This is a genomic window from Aerococcus sanguinicola, assembly GCF_008726925.1.
In the GTDB taxonomy this organism is placed as follows: domain Bacteria; phylum Bacillota; class Bacilli; order Lactobacillales; family Aerococcaceae; genus Aerococcus.
In genome coordinates this window covers 102,339-125,482 of the sequence record NZ_VYWO01000006.1, presented here as the reverse complement: position 1 = coordinate 125,482, position 23,144 = coordinate 102,339, and the positions used below count along the sequence as shown (strand labels likewise).

The window sequence follows — 23,144 nt, the reverse complement described above, 5'->3', positions numbered from 1 at the left end:
GTTATGAAATATCGTATTCACTGATAAATTCTATTTTAAAATCCAAAATAAAAACCATGCATGACAAAAATCACACATGGTAAAAATTTATTTATTTGCCTGTCTACTTGACAGGGGGCAGTTCAAAATTCACGTCGATTTTATTATTTTTATTTGTGCGGATCTTCCGCTATAATGAAGAAAATACTCAGAAAGGTTGGTGGCTATGTTAACACTGACTGATATCTCTTATGCAAGAGATGGCAGACAAATATTGGATAAGGTTAATCTTCAGGCCCAGGCAGGGGAGACCCTGTCCATCAATGGCCCTTCCGGCAGCGGCAAGTCAACGATTCTTAAGATTATTGCCCAACTGCTCAACCAAGATAGTGGGACGGTCAATTACCAGGGCAGACCTGCTCAAAGCTATGACTATCAACATTATCGCCAAGAAATTTCCTATTGTGTACAAAATCCGCTTCTCTTTGGCAAGACAGTCCGGGATAATTTTGCCTTTGTGGCTGAAGTCCAGCAGAAGCCCCTAGATGATTCTCGTATCGATCAACTTAAGGCTGCCTTGGGTCTAGGCCACTTGGCAGATGACCAAGCCGTCGAAAGCTTATCTGGGGGTGAGCGGCAGCGCCTGGCTCTCATCCGCCACCTGCTCTTTCCACCCAAGATTCTCTTATTAGATGAAGTGGTCTCTTCCTTGGATGAGACTTCTGCCAAAGCTGTCTGGGACTTAGTCTTAGCTGAAGTTGACCGTTCTGACATCTTGGCCATTTGGATATCCCACCGGCCAGAAGACCAAAAATTGGCCGACCGTTCCCTCTATCTGGTGGATGGTCACTTACAGGAAGGAGGTCTCTTGGATGGCGCACGAACTCACGATTAGTCCCTCCTCGCTCGCTCTGGCCTTTGTCTTAGTCTTAGTGGCTCTAGCCATTAGCAGTAAGGAGAAACTAGGCCTTAATAAAGATATGCTGGTTGCCGTTGTCCGCATGATTGTCCAGTTAGTGGTCGTCGGCTACATTCTGACCTATGTTTTCCAGCTCGCTAGCTTCTGGGTGACCCTAGTGGCCATGGGGATAATGATCTTCAACTCCGCTTGGAATGCTAAGAAGCGTGCCCAGGGCCTGCCCCATGCTTTTAAGATTTCTTTGATCGCTATCTTTTCAGGGATTGGACTCTCGATACTGATCTTAGTTCTGTCAGGCACCCTGCAATTTGTCCCCCAACAAATGATCCCGATTACAGGGATGTTGGCTGGTAACGGTATGAAGATCGTAGGGCTCTGCTATAACAACCTGCGAACCCTCTTCGATGCCCGCCGCCAGGAAGTCTTTGAGAAGTTAGCCCTAGGTGCTTCGACTAAGCAGGCCTCTTGGTCGATTATCCATGACACCATCAAGGGCGCCCTCCAACCCACCATCGACGGGATGCGAACCCTCGGCCTAGTCACCCTGCCAGGGATGATGACCGGGATGATGATGGCTGGTTCCATGCCCCTCCAGGCTATTATGTACCAGATTATGGTTTATTTTATGATCCTGTCCTGCGGGGCCGTCGCCAGCATCCTCTGTACCTACCTGGCCTATCCGCACTACTTTACCGACTTTGGTCAATTGAAGGAAAAAATTTAGGTAAAAAATTAAAAAAAGCTTGCGCAAGGCCAAAGAACTGTGCTATACTTATCAAGTCGTCACGAGAGAACAGTTCCTTGGCCCAAGCGCTAATTTTAAAAAACTGTTGACAAAGATTAAAACTCGTGGTATTATATAATAGTTGTTACGAAACAACTTACCGACATGGAGAATTAGCTCAGCTGGGAGAGCGTCTGCCTTACAAGCAGGATGTCGGGGGTTCGAACCCCTCATTCTCCATTCCTTTGATTCGTTAGCTCAGTCGGTAGAGCATCTGACTTTTAATCAGAGGGTCGGGAGTTCGAGCCTCCCACGGATCATCACAAATTCGAATATGAATTTGATGCCGGCTTAGCTCAGTTGGTAGAGCATCTGATTTGTAATCAGAGGGTCGAGGGTTCAAGTCCTTTAGCCGGCATGTATATCACGCGGAATTAGTTCAGTGGTAGAACATCACCTTGCCAAGGTGGGGGTCGCGAGTTCGAATCTCGTATTCCGCTTATTTGATTTTTTATGGATCTGCTTGTTAATAGGCCGGGGTGGCGGAACTGGCAGACGCACAGGACTTAAAATCCTGCGGTGGTTACACACCGTACCGGTTCGATTCCGGTCCTCGGCATTACATTCTTATACGCACCCATGGCTCAACTGGATAGAGTACCTGACTACGAATCAGGCGGTTGCAGGTTCGAATCCTGCTGGGTGCATACCGGGAAATAGCTCAGCTTGGTAGAGCACTTGGTTTGGGACCAAGGGGTCGCAGGTTCGAATCCTGTTTTCCCGACTCGATGGAAAGCGTCAGTAAGACGCTTTTTATTTTTCTCTGAAAAGGATAGCGTGACGGGAAGTAGCTCAGCTTGGTAGAGCACTACGTTCGGGACGTAGGGGTCGTCGGTTCAAATCCGGTCTTCCCGATAAATTTATAAGTGTGTGCTTTCTTGCGATCTTTGGATCGCTTTTTTTATTTTTTCGGAAGTAAAAGGAACAAAACTTAGCCTAAAGGGCATTTTCTTCCACTTGCTATAGCTTTTCCAAGCGTTGTGACTTACAGATATAGTATCCCTAGCACTTTCGTTCTTTGCTGTTACTGTCGCACGTTATTTGACTTTAAGACGCTTACATTCTTTGTTATACTAGCAAGGCAGAAGCTTAAGCAGTAGATTAAGAGATGGAGGCGACAAGTATGGAATTGCGCTTAGAAAATATTGAAAAAGATTTTCAAGAACAGGAAGTTCTCAAGGGGGCCACTTATTCCTTTGAAGCTGGCCATATCTATGGACTCTTAGGTCGGAACGGTTCAGGAAAGACCACCCTCTTTCGGATTCTCTACGGGGACTTGGAGAGTGATGATGGCCAGGCCCATTTAGTTGAAGCTGGTCAAGTAAAGGCCATAGAGCCGGAAGATATTGGCATGGTCTTTGCGGAAAACTATTTACCTGACTTCCTCACAGGCTATGAATACATCAAATTTTACATGGACATCCACGCTCCCAAAGATTCGTATTCTGTTGATGATTACTTGGATCGCTTGGGCTTTAGTCAGAAGGACCGCCACCGGATTATCAAGGGTTATTCCAGTGGGATGAAAAGCAAGTTGGCCATTCTCTGCCTCTTGATTTCTAAACCCAAGATTATACTTCTCGATGAACCCTTGACGGCGATTGACGTGATCTCTAGTTTAGAAATTAAGCGTCTCCTCCTCGATTTGGGCATGGACCATATTATGATTATGTCCACCCATATGATCCAGCTGGCCAAGGATATTTGTGATGACATTGTTCTCTTGCACCAGGGGCAACTGCGCCACTTTGAGAGTGCGCTAGAGGACGAGGATTTTGACCAATCCCTTATTGAAGCCTTGAGCGCGGAGGATGAGGATCATGACTAATTACCAATTCTTACAGCGGCTCAAAGCGACCCGGTCATTTAATATCTTCCTCTACTATCTCCAACGTCTCCCTCTAATCGGTAAGCATATTCCTAATCGCTGGTTTGAGGCTAAGTATGTTAAGCGCCTAATCACTTGGCTGGGCACAGTGGGGGAAGTATTTAAGCAAATCTTCGGTAAGGCCTTTTATTTTGGGGCGATTTTTCTTCTAGGTTTTATTGGGGGCCCCGGCCAAGAAAATACCGTTCGTTTGCTAGCTATCTTTTGCTTTTCCTTGGTCTTAGCCACTTTCTGGGTGAAATTGATTGATCCTAACCAGACCTTTGACCGGCTCTGTATTTATTATTTAAAAATGAATCCCAAGTCCTATTACCTGAACATGACCTTTATGGCAGGCGTCAATTTTGTCATTTTCTATGGGCTAGCGGCGACCATCGCCCTTAAAGGGATGGGACTTTCCCTCTTTAGTGGGATGAATATGACCCTCTTTTTCCTGGGCTTGCGTCTCCTCGCTCAAGCCCTCTATCTGAAACTGGTCAATCCCAAACGCCAAGTGCCTAACCGACCCTTTACGGTCTTGATGATTGTTATGATTTTTGTTGCTGGAGCCCTCTTTGTCGGCCTAGTCATCCTAGGAGATGCAGGCATCTGGCACTTACCTATCAACTGGCTCTTCCAGCCCCTAACCGCCTTAGCTGGGGTGGTCATGGCTGGACTTGGGGCTTATTCCTTACAAAAGTCTGATAAGTACCAGGCCTTGGCAAGGTCAAGCATCAACCATGACAGTATCCACCACATTAATCAAGCGGTAACAGAGGCCCAATCCGCCAATGTCAAGGTAGAAGGGGAAGATATTAAGCGCCCAGCTACTTCTGATAAGTACGACCACTTACAGGGAATGAGCTATATCAACGCGATCTTCTTTGACCGGCTGGGCCATAAATTAAACCGCCGGCGACGGATTATTTTTATGATTGTCTTAGCCATTTTTGTCCTAATTAGTGGAGGAATCTTTATTTACCAATTCTTCTTCCAGGGGGACCTAGGGATTAGCCAGGCCGACTTGGAGGAGGCCTATCAGACTTACCTGGTGGTGATGGTGATTTACGCTTGCCTCTTCTTAAATATCGGTGAATCCTTTACCCGTTTTTGTTTTTTCAATATGGACCGCTACTTGATGCATAATAACTATTATCGCAATCCCGACCTCTTAGCTGAGGCCATGGTGATTCGCTTTAAACGCTGCTTTGGCTATAATTTACCTACCTTATTGGTTTTAATGCTGGGTTCCAGCCTGGTTTACTTTCAGTTAGGCGGGCAGCGTTTACTGCCTTTGGGGATTTTACTCCTTAGTCAAGTGGTTGTGATGGTCTTCTTTACGGTCCATTATCTTTACTTGTATTACTGGCTCCAACCCTTTACCGCCAACTTGGAAAGCAAGAGCCCGCTCTATAATATTATCCGATCCTTGAGTATTTTTATTCCTTACTTACTCTTTATGAATGCGGAATCGATTGGACCGCGGGTGATTTTAGGGATTTACCTCTTTATCGTTGCCTATATTATTTTAGGCTACCTGTTATTGAAGTTTATAGGTCCTAAGCGTTTTGTCTTGCGCTAGTCCCTAGATCTTGTCCCTTAGAGGGGACAGGATCTTTTTTACTAGAGCAGTTTCTTTCTTTATTTTAATCAAGCAAATTAAAAAAGCGATCGCTCGATGTGCCCTTGCTTGGGCTTGCCGAGCGATCGCTTTTCCGATCATTTACTTTTAGAAGAAGAGGCCTACCACGCTCGCAACGAGGAGTGAAGAGAGGATGGAGCCTAAGAGGACTTTGACGAGGGCCTTGGAGAGCACCTTGGATTGTTTTTCGCTGATGCCCTTGATGGCGCCTAGGGTAATCCCCATGGTACCGAAGTTAGAGAAGGACACGAGATAAGTGGCGACCATGGCTTGGGTCTTGGTACTCGCTCCGCCTAAGAGGCTTTGGAACTCACCCATGGCGACGAATTCGTTAGTGAGTAGCTTGGTAGCCATGAGACTTCCTGCCTTGACAATGTCTTCGCTAGGAATCCCAATAATGAAGGCCAGTGGTGAGAAGACATAGCCCATGGTTTCGGTGAAGGTGATGCCGAAGATGCCTTCAACAATTGAGTTCAAGAAGGTAATCAAGGACACGAAACCAATCACCATGGCAGCAATGATGATGGCCAGGTTGAAGCCGTCTGTGATGTATGACCCCAACATATCGAAGAAGTTGCCTTTGTCTTCAGCGCTCTCTTCGAGGAGCTCGAATTCATGGCCACTCTCAACTTCCTCAGCTTCGTAGGGATTCATGATGCTGGCGATGACGAGGGCAGCAAAGATATTCAAGAAGACAGCTACCACGACATATTCGCCAGGGATCATTTGCATGTAGGCAGCCAGGGTGGAGGCCCCGACAGCTGACATCCCAGAGAGGCAGATGGTGAAGAGTGAGCGGGGATCCATGCCTTGGATAATTTCTTTAATCGAGATAAAGGCTGACGTGTTCCCCAGAACTGCTGTTGAAATGGCGAATTGGCTTTCGACTTCACCCATGCCAGTGATGAAATTAATGCCCTTGCCGACCCATTTCATGATGAAGGGGAGGACTTTGATGTAATTTAAGATCCCGATTAAAGCCGAAATGAAGACGAGGGGCAAGAGGACGTTGAAGAAGAAGACGGAAGCCCCTTCTTCGATGACAATTCCGCCGAAGACGAAGCTGATCCCGCCTTGAGCTTGGGCAATCAACCAGCTGAAGAAGTTGGAGATACCTTCCAAGGCGGTGATACCAGCTGAGGTTCTCAAGCAGATGAAGGTGAGAACCAGCATGGTGACAAACATCATGACGATGTTTTTGATTTTACTTGTAATTTTTGAGCGATCATAGGACAAGAGGGCAGCCAAGGCTAGAATAACCAGGATCCCAATTAGGTTTCGAATAATTCCCACAATATATACCTCCTATTGCTTATAGTCTTGGGCACGTTTGACAACAGCTGAGACCGAGAGCTCTTCGTAGACCGAATGCATGGTGCTCGTTGCTAGGTTGGCTGCGGCTTGAGCCAGCTGGGTGACTTCTTTAATGGCGAGTTCATGGCCATAGTGGTAGTTAGCCCAGACAATGGTTGCCATGGCACAGTCCCCTGCACCATTCGCACTGACAACGTCGGATTCAAGCACAGGAACATAGTGGGTCTCGTCTGAGTTCGCGCAGCCCATTCCCTTGGCTCCTAATGAGATGAAGGCATTGTTGACGCCAAGCTCAATGAGTTTTTCCGCGGCTTGGCGGGCTGTTTTCTCGTCAAGGATTTTGATGCCCGTATAGAGTTCGGCTTCATATTGGTTGGGCTTGATGGTATCGATCCGGTCCAAAACGGCTTCAAAACGAGCTGCCTTAGCCACTGACACAGCTTCCACATAGAGGGGCGCCTTGACATGGTCGACAATCCACTCAATGGTTTCACGGGACACATTGGCATCGATGACACAAATCTTTGCTTGGTTTAAGAAGTCCAAGCGACTAGCCAAGAAGTCTGGCGTGATTTTTTTGACGATGTCCATATCGTTGACACCGGTGATCATGTCCCCGTCGCTATCTGTTACATAGAGATAGGTCGAGGTATGTTCATTCTCTAACTTTTCTGCATAGTCCAAGGAAATATTTAACTCCCGGCAAGATTTCTCAACAAGCAGCCCAAAATCATCATCACCATAAGCGGTCACGAGATAGGTAGGGACCTCTAATTGCACTAAATTGTGCGCAATATTGCGCCCTACACCTCCTGGACTAAGGTAGATATGCCCAATATTAGAATCCCGTTCCCGGTACATAGGGCCAGAAATCCCTGCTATATCCATATTTAAGCCGCCGATAATAGCGACGTACGACTCATTCGTCATCCCACTGCCTCCTTTAAAATTTGCATAAGATTGCACGCTTTCTATTATACACAATTCTCCTTAAGAATGGCATGATTTCATGAAATTGTAAAGAGAAAGCGCTTTAAAAACGAAGCTTGAAATTAGGCTTAAGACCGGGCTCAAATCCTGGCTTGGTCAAGTTTTAACAGGCAAAGATATTGACGCCTAGGCAAAAATTAGGTATGATAAAGTTGAACGTCAAACTTAGTCAGACTAGAGGTGATTAAAAATGCGTAATAAAAACATGTCTGATATAATAGAAGCCTACCTGAAACAAGTTTTACAGGAGTCGTCGAATGTTGAAATTCGACGGAGTGAAATCGCCGAGCGTTTTGAATGTGTGCCCTCACAAATTAACTATGTGATTAATACTCGCTTTACCCCCCAGAATGGTTACCATGTGGAGAGTAAGCGTGGGGGCGGCGGTTATATCCGTATTGTCAAGATGACGGTCGTCGACGAGGCAGATTATATCGATTCGATGATTCAGTTGATCGGTGACGACCTATCGGATAAGGACGCCCGAGCGATTATTAGCAACCTACACAAGAATGATTTGCTTACGGAGACGGAAGCGCGCTTGATTTATGCGGCTCTAGACAAAGAAGTCATGGCCCATGTCAGTCAAGCGGATTCCTTACGCGCCTTAATCTTAACGAATGTCCTTCGTAAGTTAAAGTACGAACATTAAACTGCGCGAAGATTGGAGTTTAGACCATGAAAGAAATCTATACGGAAAAAGCCCAGAAAGCCTTGGCTTATGCCCTGGAAGCAGCCAAGGCCTTCCGCCACCATGCGGTCGGAACCGAACATCTCTTGCTAGGACTCTTAGCAGAGGGTGAGGGGATTGCCCATGCGGTCCTTGCCCCTTATATCGGCGACTATGAATCCCTCAAGGAAGAGGTCGAATTCGTGGTGGGCTATGGGTCAGGCCAAGACCCCTATAATGACTTAGGGGAGCCAGTGTATTCCCCCCGCGCCAGCAAGGTACTCTATCTTAGTACAGAAGAAGCCAAGAAAGCGCGGACTTCCCTCGTTGGAACCGAGCACATCCTTTTGGCCCTGATCCAAGAAGAAGTTTTAGCTACCCGCATTTTGCGGAATTTAGGAGCTGATCCAGAAAAAATTCGCCGTGATATCTACCAGATGCTCGGCCGGCCCCTACCCAAGTCGGGACGTAAACACCCAGGGAAGGCGGATCCCAATAAGAGTAAGACCCCAACCCTGGATGCAGTCAGCAAGGATTTAACGCGTCGGGCGCGCAATGGCCAACTTGACCCTATTATTGGTCGGGAGAAAGAAGCCCGTCGGATCTTACAGATTCTCAGCCGCCGGACCAAGAACAATCCGGTCCTAGTGGGCGAACCCGGTGTGGGTAAGACGGCGATTGCGGAAGGTTTGGCCCAAGCGATTGTTGCTGGAGAAGTACCAGAAAGTCTAGAAAATAAGCGCCTGATGATGCTCGATATGGGCTCACTGATTGCCGGCACCAAGTACCGGGGGGAATTCGAAGACCGGATGAAACACTTAATTGAAGAAGTGATCCAGGATGGTCAAGTGATCCTCTTCATCGATGAATTGCACACCCTGATTGGTGCTGGGGGTGCTGAGGGGACCATGGATGCTTCCAATATTCTGAAGCCTGCCTTAGCCCGTGGCGAAGTCCAAGTGATTGGGGCAACCACCCTCAATGAATACCAGAAGTATATTGAGAAGGATGCGGCCTTAGAACGGCGCTTCGCCAAGGTTCAAGTCGATGAACCGACCATCGAAGAGACCCGGTCTATCCTGGCGGGTATCCGCCAAGCCTATGCGGACTTCCACCAAGTGGCCATTACAGATGAAGCCATTGATGCGGCTGCTAATCTGAGTGCCCGCTATATCTCGGACCGTTTCTTGCCGGATAAGGCCATTGATGTGATGGATGAAGCGGCGGCAACTAAACGTTTGGATGCCCAGGCTGGCGGGGGCCAAGCGACCAAGAGCCAGGACCTTGTCCGCAAGTACCGCCAATTAGAAGAAGCCAAGCTGAACTCTGTGGCGGAACAGAACTTCCAAGATGCAGCTAAGATCCACGCTGAACAAAAAGAATTGGAAGAAGCTCTCAATAAAATCGAAAACCAACGCAAAGAAAAGCAAAACTACAACTTGTCTATCGGTGAAGAAGAGGTTGCCGCCATTATTGCCCAATGGACAGGCATTCCAATTAGCCAGCTGACAGAAACCGAAAACCAAAAACTCCTGGCCTTGGAAGAACGCCTCCACCGCCGGGTTAAGGGCCAAGAAGAAGCCACCAATGCCGTAGCTCGGGCCGTACGCCGGGCCCATTCCGGCATCAAAGACCCCAACCGGCCTATTGGGTCCTTTATGTTCCTAGGACCAACGGGAGTGGGTAAGACCGAACTAGCTAAGAGCCTGAGTGAAGAGCTCTTCGGTTCGGAACGCCACTTGATCCGGGTCGATATGTCCGAATTTATGGAGAAATATTCGACCAGCCGGATGATCGGCTCAGCCCCTGGTTATGTGGGCTATGATGAAGGGGGACAATTGACGGAGAAGGTCCGTCAACACCCTTATTCGGTGGTCCTCTTTGACGAAGTAGAGAAGGCCCATCCAGATATCTTTGACCTGCTCTTACAGATTCTAGATGATGGCTACATCACCGATAGCAAGGGCCGGATGGTGGACTTCCGCAATACTATCATTATCATGACCTCTAACCTCGGTGCGACCACCCTGCGTGATGAGAAGACGGTTGGCTTTGGCCAGGAAGCTGTCAGCCATGACTATGACCGCATGAGCCAACGCATCCGCGAAGAGCTGAAGCAACAGTTCCGTCCCGAATTCCTTAACCGGGTGGATGAAATCATTGTCTTCCACGCCTTGAACCAAGATCAAGTGGCCGAGATCGTCAGCAAGTTTACCGATGCCATGGCCGAACAAGTCGCCCAACAAGGCATCGATCTCCGCCTTACCCACGGCGCAACCAAACTCTTGGCTGAAAAAGGCTTTAGCCCAGAATATGGGGCCCGTCCTGTTCGCCGAGAAATCCAAAGCCAGATTGAAGACCCGCTGAGTGATTTAATCCTTTCCCAACGGGTTGGCGAAGGCGACCGCCTAACCATCGGATCGCGCCAAGGCAAACTTTATATCCGCATCCAACACGAAGATGGCAGCGAAGACAAAGAAACCCTAGCAAAAGTACAGGGTGTGAGCAAGAGCGTTTAGCTTTGGATGCTTGGAGTAAGTTGGGATAAGGGCAAGCCGCGCTTGCACGTTCCCAACTTGCGAAAGCAGGCCAAAGCTGCTCTTGCGAACCCGACTACACAGGGTGCGAGGGCGCACGGTTAGCTTCCTTTCGCTGGAGCAAGTCACCTCGCTTTCTACAATTTATATCATGTCAAGGGGTTGGGACATCTGTCTCAGCCTCTTTTTATGTGCCGCGATGGTTGGTAATTAAGAGTCAGTCTTATTTCATATTTTCAAGTACTTGCTTACCACCTACGAATGGAGCCACTATTGGCGAGTAGGGATGAGCAAGTTAGGAATAGGTCAGCGGTCCTAAGTTGCGATTGACCTGCTTTTTCGGTCGCTCGCCTTCTCCCTGCACGCTTTTCCTAGGGCAAACTTTTCAGCAAGCAAGTCCTTATGGTATAATGCTAAGAAATAGAAGAAGTGAGGTGGATGGTATGGATAAGAAGACAAAGGCGGGGCTCCTCGCCCTAGGTTCTCTCGCAGCGGTTACAGCGGTCGTTGCTGTTGCCTTGTTTGAGGAAGATAATGAATCGACCTTTAGTAATTTGCTCGATACGGTGGGTAAGAAAGGCAAGGCCCATGGTCAAGACTTGGTCGATAAGTTGCCTTTCCTCTCTGAGGATTCCTCATACAGTAAATGGAAGGACCGGGCAACGGACCTTTACCAACTGGTGGACCATTTCCGTTCGGATGACTAAAAATGTTAAGGATTGCTGGCAGGCAATCCTTTTTTATATACAGGCAGCGAGCCTTCGACGGATTTTGATGAAGAGGAGCTATTTCTGCTAGCCCGAACCCGACTATACAGGGTGGAAGGACGCCCGATTTGATTCGAACGACTCTCTAACCTTCAATCAGAGTGGTCAAGTGTGGGTTGACGCTATCTAATCCTCAAACAGAAGGCTCAAGTGTGGGTCGCTCGCTCGAATTCGACTATTCCAGCCCGAGTCCAAGTAAAATTAAATCTTTCTCATCATCCTCTTAAACTGTGCTATAATTGACCTATTAATGACATAAAGGAGTGACTGCTGATGGCAATTTATGGCCAAAAACTAGGCATTGTCGGAGTGGGTTTTGTCGGAGCCAAAGTTTTATCCAATGTTTTGGCGGCAAATCTCTTCTCTGAGATTGTCCTAATCGATGAGAGAAAAGAGAAGGCAGCGGGGGAAGCCTTAGATGAGCGCCATGCCATGGGCCTCGGGTCGACCCAGCATGTGAAGGTCTATGCCGGTAACTATAGCGATCTGGCAGATGCCGATGTGATTGTGGTAGCAGCTACCCATATCTATAAGGATGAGATTCCGGCTGAACGCCAGGATCTTTTGGTGGATAATATTCCAGTCCTCGATGATGTGATGACGGGGATTAGCCAGCACACCCGGGAAGCCATCCTGATCTTTATTTCGAACCCTGTCGATACCTTAGCCCACTTGGCAGTGACGGAATATAACTACCCCCAAGAACGGGTGCTATCGACCGGTACCATGCTGGATTCCGCTCGTTTGCGCTATGCTGTGGCTGACCATTATGGCATTGATCCCAAGTCAGTGACGGGTTACATGCTAGGGGAGCACGGCATGTCTTCCTTTGCAGCCTGCAGCCAGCTGAATGTTCAAGGCATTCCCTTTGACCACCTGAGCGATTATTTTGAAGGGGTTAGTCCACTGGATGTAGACCAATTGACTGAGGAAGTTGTGCAGTCGGCCTATGATGTCTTTACCAATAAGACAGGGGTAACGGATGCCGCTATTGCCCGGGTAGCAGTCGAACTCTTAACGACCATTGTCCTAGACCAAGATACGATCTTGCCTGTCGGGACCTTCTTCGGCCAGGGGATTTATGACTTGGACCAAGCGGTGACCTTCAGTCTGCCTAGCCAAATCGGCCGCCAAGGGGTCGTGCGGACCTTCCAGATTCCTTTAAACGATTGGGAGAAGAAAAAATTAGCACAGAGTGTGGCTGTTATCGACCAGTCCATCCGCTTTGGACGGGAGAGGCTACAAGAATACCGTAAAAATAAAGAAGCCTAACACAAGCCATAGGGAAAGAGCCGTAGAAAAGCTCGCTTGAATGCGTGCTTGCGGCTCTTTCTTTGCTTCAGGCTGCATTGAGGGGAAGGTTTAAAGGAGAAGAAGATGGAGACAATTCATAGCAAGATATTTAAAGCTGGCCTGGCTTTAGCTTCATTGGCTTTAACGGGCTGTCAAGGCTTGACGAGCTCAGCGGCTAAGCCCGAAGTCGAGACGGTGCATGAGGCGCGGATCATGGCCCATGGGGACTTACTTTATCACGATCCGATTTTTGCCAGTGCTGCCCAAGCAGATGGAAGTTTTGACTTCCACCCGAACTTTTCCTATGTGAAGCCCTGGATCCAGCAGGCTGATCTTAGCTTGGCGGATTTTGAGGGAACCATTGATCCCACTAAGCCCCTAGTCGGTTATCCGCGCTTCAACGCGCCCGAAGAGGTGGCCGATGCCATGGCGGATACCGGTTATGACGTGGTCGATCTCGCCCATAACCATATCTTAGATTCAGGATTGGAGGGGCTTCAGTCAACGGCAGCTAGCTTTAGCCAGCGTGGCATGGCCCCACTAGGAGTTTATCCCGACAAGTCCCGCCAGTATGCGGACTTATTGATAAAGGAAGTGAATGGGATCAAGATTGCCCTCCTGGCCTATGCTTATGGTTTCAATGGCTTGGAAGCTGAATTGACTCCGGATGATTATGCGGCACATTTATCCGACCTCGACCCAGATCAGATGCGTCGAGAGATTGAGCGGGCAGAAGAAGAGGCAGACCTGACAATTGTCATGCCCCAGATGGGAGTCGAGTATGCCCTGGAACCGACCCAGGAACAAATCGATTGTTATCACCAGATGGTAGCCTGGGGTGCAGACGTGGTTCTGGGTGGCCACCCCCATGTGATTGAGCCCGCTGAGGTGATTGACCATGAGGGAGATAAGAAGTTAATTATTTATTCCATGGGCAACTTCCTCTCCAACCAAAGGGCAGAAACCATGGAGGGAAATACTTGGACCGAGCGCGGCCTCTTGGTGGATCTGACTGTGGAAAAGAAGGGAGACCGGACGCGGATTAAAGCGGCCCAAGCCCGGCCGACCTGGGTAGCTCGTGAAGACCGAGGCACTTATTCGCAAGCTTTTAACTGCAAGCAGTACCTCTACCAGACCTATGTCCTCGATGATTTTATCGAAGGGGGAGCCTATCGTGACCGACTCGATCCAGCTTATCGCGACCGGATTGACCAGGCCTATACCGCGGTTAACCAACATGTGGGCTTGGACTGGCCCCGAGCCAAGCGGACCTATCAAGCGAGTCCAGGTATTGACGATTAAAAGCAATTCATAAATACAAAAATTAGTTTTTTTGAAATGAAAAGTAAAAAATATTTAAGACTTAAAGTCTTAGTTAGAGCAAAAAAGTCCCATTTGCCTGCAGTCGACTGGGCGAAGACTTCCTATTATATAACGGCCTCTGAACTTTTGCTCAGAGGCTAAATTGATTCTATGAAAGGGCTTTAAAAGCGTTAAAATATCGTTTTTTGAGAAATAAATAATTTGACCAATGGCTTAGATTATCGTAAAGTAATAATTGTGGGAACATATCTTTAGAAATCCGTGGAGGGCGAATAGGCCCTTCTAAGTAGCTAATATTTTGGCTTTCTCGGCCTGATTATTCCGAATTTGAGGTGGTTGTTTGGAGCATGAAGACTTTATGCGTTTGGCTATAGCAGAAGCTAGGAAGGCGGAGGCTTTAGGCGAAGTGCCTATTGGCGCAGTCCTAGTCAAGGATGGCCAGGTGATTGGTCGCGGTTATAACTTACGCGAGCACTCCAATGATGCGACAAGTCATGCGGAGATGCAGGCCATCCGCCAAGCAAATACTTATTTGGATAATTGGCGGCTTATGGATTGTGATATGTATGTCACTTTAGAACCTTGTCCAATGTGTAGCGGGGCAATTATTCTATCGCGGATTCGACATCTTTATTTCGGGGCTTATGATCCCAAGGGAGGTACGGTAGGTTCCTTGATGAACCTAGTCACCGATGAGCGCTTTAACCACCAAGTTGATGTGACGGATGGCCTCTTGGAGACAGCCTGTAGCGAGATGTTGACGTCTTTCTTTAGAAGATTGCGTAAGCAACGTAAGCGGGCGTCACGGAAGCCTCGAAAAGAAGAGCACAACTTGCACTAATTATTCTTAAAAAGGCGTATCGTTTTTGTCGCGCTATGCTTATGGCTAGAAGATAAGGTATAATATAACTTATAAAGGGGGGTGGAGCGATTGGCGAACCAAACGATTCAGCAGGTAGTGGATGCAGAAACAAAGGCTAAAGACATTAAGGCAGATTTCGAAGCGAAGTTAGAGCAATTACGGCATGAATACCGGGCTAAATTAAAAGCGCTAACAGAAGAAAAAGAAGCTGAACTAGCTGATTTCAAAGCTAACAAGGAAGCCGAAGTTGACCAGGCCTATGCGGCATACCAAACACAAGCAGATGAAGAAAACCAAGGCCAAATTCAAGGCCTCAGTCAAAAATTTGACGAGAACAAAGAGGATTTGGTCGCATATGTTGTTGAGGAGGTGAGAAAATCATATGGCAATAGCTAAAATGAAGAAGTTGTCGATTGTATCGAAACCGACACTAAAGGAAGACCTGGTGCGAAATTTACAGGCCTTGCAGAGTGTGGAAGTATCCGCCCTGCCGAGGGAAGATGCTGAAGAAGCGGTTGATGCGGCACAAGTGAAATCTGAAGACTATGTCCAATATGATGATCTCTACCAGAGAGCAGAGCGGGCATTAGTGATCTTATCCCGCTATGCTAAGGATCGGTCCATGATGGAGAAGCTCACCCATAAGCGTCCCGTCTTTAGTCTGGAAGGACTCCACCAAGAAGTGGACCTCGACCAGGGTCAAGCTTTAGTTGAAGAGGTGGAGGAGCTCTACAACCAACGGGAGAATATCATTTCGACCCGGGAGAGCGTGGAAGACGAACAGACCGCTGTTTCCAACTGGCGGGGCTTGGATGTCAACCCAGCCGAACTCTACCAACTGGACTACTTTGCCGTTTCCTTGGGGACTGTTCCTAATGACAGCTCAAGCAGTCAGTGGCATGCCCTGAAGGAAGATACAAAAGATGAGGATATTTCCTTATTAGAAGCCTTCTCCAATGAGGATGAAATTGGGGTGGTGGCTGTCACCCGTAAGTCTCAAGCTGAAGACTTCCAAGGGAGACTGGCCCAATACCACTTCCAACCTTTCGATTACCCTTATGAAGAAGGTCCAGAAACTGCCTTCCAAAACTTGGAAGACAAGCGTAAGTCACTCATTAAGGAAGAGGAAGACGTGGTGCAGGCGCTCCAGAACTTAGAAGCTAAGATTCCTTTAGTGGAACAAGTCGCTGAAGAGACCTATAACCGCTCCCAACGTGCCTTAGCTGTCCAATTGACCTATGATAATGATTATTTAATCTTACTGAGTGGTTGGACTGACGAAGAGGACTATGACGCACTCATCCAGAAACTGGAAGCCAATATTGGGGCAGATAACTTTGTGGTCGTAGAAGAAGAGATTACAGAAGAAGCGATCGACAATAACGAAGTCCCTACAAAACTTAAGAATAATGCGCTGAACGCGCCCTTTGAAATGATTACCGAAATGTACGGGGTACCAAACTATCGGGAGATTGACCCGACACCATTCATTACCCCCTTCTACTTACTCTTCTTCGGAATGATGATGGGGGACCTCGGCTATGGTATCGTGCTTTGGTTAGGTACCCTAGTTGCTATGAAAGTGATGGACCTGCATGGTAGTGCAGGGAACATGGTCAAGTTCGGCCATTACCTGTCTTATCCAACCATGCTTGTGGGTCTGCTCTATGGTTCCTTCTTCGGGGAATCGATTCCAACCGGGATTGTCGATCCAACAGGCGATGCGATCTTGATTATGGCAGCCTCTGTTGTTATCGGTTTGATCCATATCTTAGTTGCCCTCTGCATTAAGATCTACCTCGAAGTGCGCCGGGGCAATATGGAATCGGCTTATAGTGATGGTTTAGGTTGGATCCTGATCTTACTCGGGCTTGGTGCCTGGGGCATCGGAGCCATGGCTGGGATGCCAGAAGTTGGAACTATTGGTAAATGGGTATCCATTATCGGCTTTGCCGGCATGATCATTGTCCCAGTTATCTTCCAAGATAAGAAACTCTTGGCAGCTGGTCTAGGTCTCTACAATATCTACGGGATCTCAGGCTATGTTGGGGACCTGGTCTCCTACACGCGTCTGATGGCGCTCGGGATCTCTGGTGGGTCCATTGCCATGGCCTTCAACATGCTTGTCGGCTTCTTCCCAGCCCCAATCCGCTTTACGATTGGGATCGTATTGATTATCGCCTTGCAATCCTTCAACTTATTCCTCTCAGTTCTGAGTGGTTATGTTCACGGTTTGCGTTTGATCTTCGTGGAATTCTTCGGTAAGTTCTATGAAGGGGACGGCCGGGCCTTCAGCCCAATCAATACCCTAGAGAAATATGTACGTTTGAACGACTCTGACAGATAGACACAATATATAATACGGAGGTATTCTAATGGAAAATTGGTTAAGCTTTTTTGTTGAAAATGGTGGGGCAATCTTCGCTATGCTAGGCGTAGCAGTTGCCGTAATGTTCTCAGGTATGGGTTCTGCCCGCGGTGTTGGTGAAGCCGGTCAGTCCGCTGCCGCCCTCGTTAAGGACCAACCTGAAAAATTCGCCCAATCACTGATCTTACAGCTCTTACCTGGTACCCAAGGTTTATACGGCTTCGTGGTTGGTTTCATGATCTACTTACAATTAGGGAATGACTTATCCTTACAACAAGGTTTCCTCTACTTAATGGCAGCCCTTCCTATTGGGATTGTTGGTTGGATCTCAGCTAAATACCAAGGTCAAACCGCAGCAGCAGGTATGCAAATCTTAGCGAAACGTCCAGAAAACGTATCAAACGCTATTGTTTATGCCGTAATGGTAGAAACTTACGCAATCTTGGCTTTCGTTATGTCTCTACTCTTAGTCCTACAAATCCAAGGCTAGAAATAGAGTGTGACAAAAGTCGTTTAGCCCTGAATCACTGGAGCAAACTACGGCAGATTTTTGGAAAACAATCGGACGTAGTTTGTGAAGTGGAGGTCAGGGCTGACTTTTGGAACAGGTTTTAAAAAAGGCTCACAGCCTAAAGCAAGCTGGAAAATATTTTCCAGCCCATTACCATTGAGCAGACAATCTATAGAGGAAAGGAGGCACTGTATGGCAACCATTCAAAATCTAACTCAGGATGTCCTCGCTAAGATTAGCCAGGAAGAAGATGCGAAGTTCAAATCAGGCAAGGAAAAGCTTGAACAAGAGACCGCAGCTCGTGAAAAACGCATCCAAAAAGATGCCGAAGATAAGAAGGCATCTCTTGAAGACCAAGCGGCACGTAACCTGGACCGGAAGAAGCAAGGTTATAATAACCAAATGCGTAACCAAGTCTTAGCTAAGAAGCAAGACTTAATCCAGGACGTTTATACAGAAGCTGTGACAAGACTGACTGAACTTCCAGAGAATGAGTTTATCGAATTTGTCAAAGGTGCTCTATCACAATTAAATTCAGACCAAGCCACTGTTTTACAGCTTGGATCCCAATCAGAAAAACAATTGACCGAGCAAGGTTTAGCCGCATTGCAGAGTGAATTCCCACAATTGCAAGGCGCTGACCAAAGCTTGCGCGGTCAAGGCGGCTTCATTCTCTCCCAAGAGGGGATGGATTACAACTTTACTTTTGACCAAATCATTGAGGAACAAGAGGAAGCTCTTTCTGCCGAAATTTCCAAACGCGCATTTAATTAGAAAGGAGTTGTCGAAATGGAAAATACAGCATATGCTGGGTTGAATGTTTCCGTCCGCGTCCAAGAGACCAGTCTTTTGCAAGCGTCGGACTACAACGCCATGTTACAGGCAACTTCTTTAAGTGAGGCCCTCAATGTCTTACGGAAGACAGACTACCACTTGCCAGAAGACATTGAAGAGACAAGAGATTTCGATGCTTTCCTGATGGCGGACTTGCGTCGGGCCTATAATGACCTCTATGCAAGTACACCAGATCCACGGGTAGTTGACTTCTACGCCTTGCGTTACGAATACCATAATTTGAAGGTGCTCTTCAAGGAGTGGTATGCAGAGCGTGACTTCTCGGATATCTACCTGCCCATCGGCCGCCACAGCATTGAAAGCTTGCGCCGGGCCGTGCGTACCGGAGATGGTGAAGGTTTCGACCAATCCATGATCCAAGGCATCCGCGATGTGCGCGAGAATTTTGAGAACTACCATTCTTACGATGCCATCTCGATCATCTTAGACTCTGCCTATCTCGATAATATGCGGGAATTAGCGGATGAAATCGATGATCCAGGTGTGGACCGGGTGGCCGATATGACGATTGACTTTGCCAACCTGTCCATGCTCATCCGTGCGATCCAACAAGGCCGGTCTAAGGGCTTTATGCGGGCCGTATTGAGTGACAAGGGAACCCTAGATAGCGATGAAATTATCGACTATGCCGTTTCTCACAACCATGCGGCGATTTCCCAGGCCTACAAGTCCCTAATTTACGGGGGCAACCTCGGCAATGCCTTGCATGAAGATGGCACTACCAATGTGGTGGAATTAGAAGGTCGGATTGAAGAAACGGAAGCAGAAGAAATGAAGCTGGCCCAATTGGAGGCATTCGGCCCCCTACCAGCCCTAGCTTACTTGTATTTCAAAGAGAATGAAATTACCAATATCCGCTTGATCTTAGTCGGCAAGGCCAATGACTTAGACGAACAAGCAATCAAGGAAAGGATGCGACCTATCTATGGCTCATAAAATTGCAGTCGTCGGTGAAAAAGATGTCGTGATTCCTTTTCAATTAATCGGCTTCGACGCCTTCCCCGTTAATGACGGCCAGGAAGCCCGTAAGCAAGTCGATGAATTAGCAAAGAACGAATACGGTATCATCTATCTTACCGAAACGATCGCTGAACAGATACCAGACACCATCTCCCACTACGACACCCAAGTCGTACCTGCTGTGATTTTAATCCCTTCTCACAAGGGAAGTCTCGGCATTGGGAAGAAGCGTGTCCAAGATAATGTTGAGAAGGCTGTCGGACAGAATATCCTCTAAGTCCAGCCATCTCAGTGAAACAACCATTAGAGGGAGGAAAAGATTTGAAATCAGGGAAAATAGTAGAAGTTTCTGGTCCACTGATTAAAGCTTCCGGTATGGAAGACGCTGCCGTTCAGGAAATCTGCTACGTCGGCGACTTGAACCTCATGGGCGAAATCATCGAAATGCACGGTGATGTAGCGTCTATCCAGGTTTATGAAGAAACTTCTGGGCTAACCCCAGGAGAAGAAGTGCGCCCAACCGGGGAGCTCTTATCAGTAGAACTCGGTCCAGGACTTTTGACACGTATGTTCGATGGGATCCAACGCCCACTCGAAGACTTTATGGAAGAAACAGGCTCCAATTACTTGGTACGCGGGGCCCATGTTGACCCACTTGACCGTGAGAAGAAATGGCATTTCGAAGCCACTGTCCAAGAAGGTGACAGCGTTGAAGCTGGTGACATCGTCGGGACCGTCCAAGAAGGTGAAGTCATTGAACACCGGATCATGGTTCAAAATGGGGTCAAAGGAACGATTGCTAAGATTGCTTCTGGCGACTATGACTTAGATGATACGGTCTATGTCATCCGCGATGAACACGGTGAAGAGAAGGGCTATGGCCTCTCTCAAAGATGGCCTGTTCGTATTGGACGCCCATTCAAGAAGAAATTATTACCAGATAGTATTATGACCACCGGCCAGCGGGTAGTTGATACCTTCTTCCCGATCACCAAGGGGGGTGCCGCTGCTATCCCAGGGCCATTCGGTGCAGGTAAGACAGTTCTCCAACACCAAATCGCTAAATTCGCAGATGCGGATGTTGTGGTTTATGTGGGCTGTGGGGAACGTGGGAATGAGATGACGGACGTTGTTAACGAATTCCCAGAATTGATCGACCCGAATACGGGCAAGTCCATCATGGAGCGGACCGTATTGATTGCCAATACCTCCAATATGCCGGTTGCGGCGCGTGAAGCCTCAATCTATACCGGGATTACCATTGCGGAATACTTCCGCGACATGGGCTACTCAGTCGCTATCATGGCAGACTCTACCTCACGTTGGGCCGAAGCGCTCCGTGAAATGTCTGGTCGTCTGGAAGAAATGCCAGGGGACGAAGGTTATCCTGCCTACTTGGGTTCACGGATTGCCGAATACTATGAACGTGCCGGTATTGTTGAAGTTCAAGGGAGCGAAGGCCGGACCGGTGCCGTTACAGCGATTGGTGCGGTTTCACCTCCAGGCGGGGATACCTCTGAACCAGTTACCCAAAATACCCTCCGCGTCGTGAAGGTATACTGGGGTCTGGATTCTAGCTTGTCCCAACAACGCCACTTCCCAGCCATTAACTGGTTAGAGTCCTACTCACTCTATCTTGACGATGTGACCCAAGGAATCTCAGAAGCCACAGACACCAATTGGCAAAAAATGGTCAGCAGCGCCATGTCGACACTTCAAGAAGAAGACGGCTTGCAAGAAATTGTTCGTTTAGTCGGGATTGACTCCTTGTCTGAACGTGACCGCTTAACCTTAGCTGTAGCAGCTATGATTCGTGAAGCTTACTTGCAACAGAACTCCTTCGATGATGTCGATGCGACGACATCTTTTGACAAGCAATTCAAGATGTTAGACATTATCTTAACCTTCGAACAGGAAGCGCGTGAAGCAATGGAGCTCGGTGCTTACTATGACGAAATCATGAAGGGGACGCAAAACATTCGCGAGCGCATCTCACGGATGAAATATACCCATGAAGATGACCTCGATCAATTAGACCAATTGAAGGACGAGATTAATCCTGCCATGCGTGATCTTGTACAAAAGGGAGGGGCTGAATAATGTTAAAAGAATATAAATCCGTAACAGATGTCTACGGCCCTCTGATGATTGTTGATGATGTTGAGGGAGTCGGCTACGATGAATTGGTTGAAATCCAAATGCAGACTGGCGAAAGCCGGGTAGGCCAAGTCCTAGAAATCCAAGAAGACCGTGCCGTTGTCCAAATTTATGGGGGCGGTGCTGGCGTTAACTTACGCGATACCAAGGTTCGCTTCAAGGGGCGCCCACTTGAATTCGGCGTATCCGAAGACATGATTGGTCGGGCCTTTGACGGTCTGGGCAATATCAATGATGGAGGTCCTGCGATTATCCCGGATGAAATGCGTGATATTAACGGGACAGCCATTAACCCAATGGCCCGTGACTATCCGGATGAATTTATCCAAACGGGTATCTCGACCATTGACCACATGAATACCTTGGTCCGTGGGCAAAAGTTGCCGATCTTCTCAGGTTCTGGTCTCCCCCACCAAGAATTAGCGGCTCAGATTGCTCGTCAAGCCAGCGTGCTAAATGACAATGAACAGTTTGCGGTAGTTTTCGCTGCGATGGGGGTTACCTTCGAGGAAGCGAAATTCTTCGAAAACTCCTTCCGTGAAACCGGAGCGATTGACCGTTCTGTCATGTTCATCAACTTAGCCAATGACCCCGCCATCGAACGTTTGGCAACCCCTAAGATTGCCTTAACCGCTGCGGAATACCTGGCTTATGAGAAGGACATGCACGTCCTGGTTATCATGACCGACATGACCAACTACTGCGAGGCCCTGCGTGAAGTATCCGCTGCCCGTCGTGAAGTTCCTGGTCGTCGGGGTTATCCAGGTTATCTCTATACCAACCTATCAACCCTTTATGAGCGTGCCGGACGAATCCGTGGCGCTAAGGGTTCAGTGACTCAGATTCCAATCTTGACCATGCCAGAAGATGATATTACCCACCCAATTCCTGACTTGACGGGGTATATCACAGAAGGTCAGATTATCTTAGACCACGAACTCTACAACAATGGGGTTCGCCCACCAATTAACGTTCTGCCATCCCTCTCCCGTCTGAAAGACAAGGGGACTGGGGAAGGTAAGACACGTGAAGACCACGCTAACACCATGAACCAGTTATTCTCAGCTTATGCCAAGGGTAAGGAAGCTAAGGAATTGGCGGTTGTACTCGGGGACTCTGCTCTTTCTGACACCGACAAGCTCTACCTCAAGTTTACCGAACGCTTCGAAGAAGAATATGTTAACCAAGGTTTCAACACCAACCGTGACATCTTCGAAACCCTCGACCTAGCTTGGGAACTCCTCGCGATCTTGCCGAAATCTGAATTGACTCGGATCAACGACAAACTGATTGAGAAATACTATCCAGAAGACGCTGAAACTGAATCTGAAGGAGCGTGATGCTAA

Annotated in this window: 20 protein-coding genes and 8 tRNA genes; 26 read left to right on the top strand and 2 right to left on the bottom strand. The window is 48.0% G+C overall.

Annotation, left to right across the window (positions count from 1 at the left end; all coding sequences use genetic code 11):
- The first annotated feature begins 205 nt into the window (after positions 1-205).
- The 12 genes from F6I03_RS08735 (at position 206) to F6I03_RS08680 (ending at position 5,131) form a co-directional block, all read left to right on the top strand.
- Positions 206-874, top strand: a complete 669-nt coding sequence (locus tag F6I03_RS08735) for an ATP-binding cassette domain-containing protein (protein WP_070431686.1) — start codon at positions 206-208, stop codon at positions 872-874.
- Positions 852-1,622, top strand: coding sequence for an ABC transporter permease (locus tag F6I03_RS08730; protein WP_070431685.1), 771 nt, complete (start codon positions 852-854; stop codon positions 1,620-1,622). Before F6I03_RS08735 ends, F6I03_RS08730 begins: the two co-directional genes overlap by 23 nt.
- 167 nt (positions 1,623-1,789) lie before the next feature.
- Positions 1,790-1,862: transfer RNA gene (locus F6I03_RS08725), tRNA-Val, on the top strand.
- Positions 1,863-1,869: 7 nt separating this feature from the next.
- A tRNA-Lys gene (locus F6I03_RS08720) sits at positions 1,870-1,942 on the top strand.
- A gap of 25 nt (positions 1,943-1,967) precedes the next feature.
- Positions 1,968-2,040, top strand: a tRNA-Thr gene (locus F6I03_RS08715).
- Between the two features lie 10 nt (positions 2,041-2,050).
- Positions 2,051-2,122 (top strand) — tRNA-Gly (locus F6I03_RS08710).
- A gap of 33 nt (positions 2,123-2,155) precedes the next feature.
- Positions 2,156-2,241: transfer RNA gene (locus F6I03_RS08705), tRNA-Leu, on the top strand.
- Positions 2,242-2,255: 14 nt separating this feature from the next.
- Positions 2,256-2,329: transfer RNA gene (locus tag F6I03_RS08700), tRNA-Arg, on the top strand.
- 3 nt (positions 2,330-2,332) lie between these two features.
- Positions 2,333-2,406: transfer RNA gene (locus tag F6I03_RS08695), tRNA-Pro, on the top strand.
- Positions 2,407-2,463: 57 nt separating this feature from the next.
- Positions 2,464-2,537 (top strand) — tRNA-Pro (locus F6I03_RS08690).
- Positions 2,538-2,805: 268 nt separating this feature from the next.
- Positions 2,806-3,510, top strand: coding sequence for an ATP-binding cassette domain-containing protein (locus F6I03_RS08685; RefSeq protein ID WP_070431684.1), 705 nt, complete (start codon positions 2,806-2,808; stop codon positions 3,508-3,510).
- Positions 3,503-5,131: a hypothetical protein gene (locus F6I03_RS08680; RefSeq protein ID WP_070431683.1), complete on the top strand. Its 1,629-nt coding sequence runs from the start codon at positions 3,503-3,505 to the stop codon at positions 5,129-5,131. The genes F6I03_RS08685 and F6I03_RS08680 overlap by 8 nt, the downstream gene beginning before the upstream one ends.
- Positions 5,132-5,278: 147 nt before the next feature.
- Here F6I03_RS08680 and F6I03_RS08675 read toward each other — a convergent pair whose 3' ends face one another.
- Entirely contained in the window at positions 5,279-6,484 is a 1,206-nt protein-coding gene (locus F6I03_RS08675) for a NupC/NupG family nucleoside CNT transporter (protein WP_070431682.1), read from the bottom strand.
- Between the two features lie 12 nt (positions 6,485-6,496).
- Positions 6,497-7,435: a carbohydrate kinase family protein gene (locus tag F6I03_RS08670; protein ID WP_150983109.1), complete on the bottom strand. Its 939-nt coding sequence runs from the start codon at positions 7,433-7,435 to the stop codon at positions 6,497-6,499.
- Between the two features lie 250 nt (positions 7,436-7,685).
- Between F6I03_RS08670 and F6I03_RS08665 the strand changes: the two genes are divergently transcribed.
- From F6I03_RS08665 to F6I03_RS08600, 14 genes are all read left to right on the top strand, one after another.
- Positions 7,686-8,147: a CtsR family transcriptional regulator gene (locus F6I03_RS08665; protein ID WP_070431680.1), complete on the top strand. Its 462-nt coding sequence runs from the start codon at positions 7,686-7,688 to the stop codon at positions 8,145-8,147.
- 26 nt (positions 8,148-8,173) lie between these two features.
- The gene (locus F6I03_RS08660) at positions 8,174-10,684 is read left to right on the top strand and encodes an ATP-dependent Clp protease ATP-binding subunit (protein ID WP_070626155.1); all 2,511 of its coding nucleotides are present in this window, start codon (positions 8,174-8,176) and stop codon (positions 10,682-10,684) included.
- A gap of 461 nt (positions 10,685-11,145) precedes the next feature.
- Positions 11,146-11,409: a hypothetical protein gene (locus F6I03_RS08655; RefSeq protein WP_070626153.1), complete on the top strand. Its 264-nt coding sequence runs from the start codon at positions 11,146-11,148 to the stop codon at positions 11,407-11,409.
- A gap of 333 nt (positions 11,410-11,742) precedes the next feature.
- Positions 11,743-12,741 carry a lactate/malate family dehydrogenase gene (locus F6I03_RS08650; protein ID WP_070431677.1) on the top strand — a complete coding sequence of 333 codons (999 nt, stop codon included), beginning with the start codon at positions 11,743-11,745 and terminating at the stop codon, positions 12,739-12,741.
- Positions 12,742-12,846: 105 nt separating this feature from the next.
- Positions 12,847-14,064, top strand: coding sequence for a CapA family protein (locus F6I03_RS08645; protein ID WP_150983108.1), 1,218 nt, complete (start codon positions 12,847-12,849; stop codon positions 14,062-14,064).
- A gap of 361 nt (positions 14,065-14,425) precedes the next feature.
- Positions 14,426-14,926, top strand: a complete 501-nt coding sequence (gene tadA / locus F6I03_RS08640; protein WP_256365980.1) for a tRNA adenosine(34) deaminase TadA — start codon at positions 14,426-14,428, stop codon at positions 14,924-14,926.
- Positions 14,927-15,016: 90 nt separating this feature from the next.
- On the top strand, positions 15,017-15,343 hold the full coding sequence (locus F6I03_RS08635; protein ID WP_070431675.1) for a hypothetical protein: 327 nt from the start codon (positions 15,017-15,019) through the stop codon (positions 15,341-15,343).
- Positions 15,330-17,294, top strand: coding sequence for a V-type ATP synthase subunit I (locus F6I03_RS08630; RefSeq protein ID WP_070431674.1), 1,965 nt, complete (start codon positions 15,330-15,332; stop codon positions 17,292-17,294). Before F6I03_RS08635 ends, F6I03_RS08630 begins: the two co-directional genes overlap by 14 nt.
- A gap of 28 nt (positions 17,295-17,322) precedes the next feature.
- Positions 17,323-17,805, top strand: coding sequence for a V-type ATP synthase subunit K (locus F6I03_RS08625; RefSeq protein WP_070431673.1), 483 nt, complete (start codon positions 17,323-17,325; stop codon positions 17,803-17,805).
- A 213-nt stretch (positions 17,806-18,018) separates the two neighbouring features.
- Positions 18,019-18,600, top strand: a complete 582-nt coding sequence (locus F6I03_RS08620; protein ID WP_070431672.1) for a V-type ATP synthase subunit E — start codon at positions 18,019-18,021, stop codon at positions 18,598-18,600.
- A 15-nt stretch (positions 18,601-18,615) separates the two neighbouring features.
- Complete coding sequence (locus F6I03_RS08615) at positions 18,616-19,617, top strand: V-type ATPase subunit (protein ID WP_070431671.1); 1,002 nt, start codon at positions 18,616-18,618, stop codon at positions 19,615-19,617.
- The gene (locus F6I03_RS08610) at positions 19,607-19,918 is read left to right on the top strand and encodes a V-type ATP synthase subunit F (RefSeq protein ID WP_067974159.1); all 312 of its coding nucleotides are present in this window, start codon (positions 19,607-19,609) and stop codon (positions 19,916-19,918) included. Before F6I03_RS08615 ends, F6I03_RS08610 begins: the two co-directional genes overlap by 11 nt.
- A gap of 44 nt (positions 19,919-19,962) precedes the next feature.
- Positions 19,963-21,741 carry a V-type ATP synthase subunit A gene (locus F6I03_RS08605; protein ID WP_070431670.1) on the top strand — a complete coding sequence of 593 codons (1,779 nt, stop codon included), beginning with the start codon at positions 19,963-19,965 and terminating at the stop codon, positions 21,739-21,741.
- Positions 21,741-23,138 carry a V-type ATP synthase subunit B gene (locus tag F6I03_RS08600; RefSeq protein ID WP_070431669.1) on the top strand — a complete coding sequence of 466 codons (1,398 nt, stop codon included), beginning with the start codon at positions 21,741-21,743 and terminating at the stop codon, positions 23,136-23,138. The genes F6I03_RS08605 and F6I03_RS08600 overlap by 1 nt, the downstream gene beginning before the upstream one ends.
- Positions 23,139-23,144 lie beyond the last annotated feature (6 nt).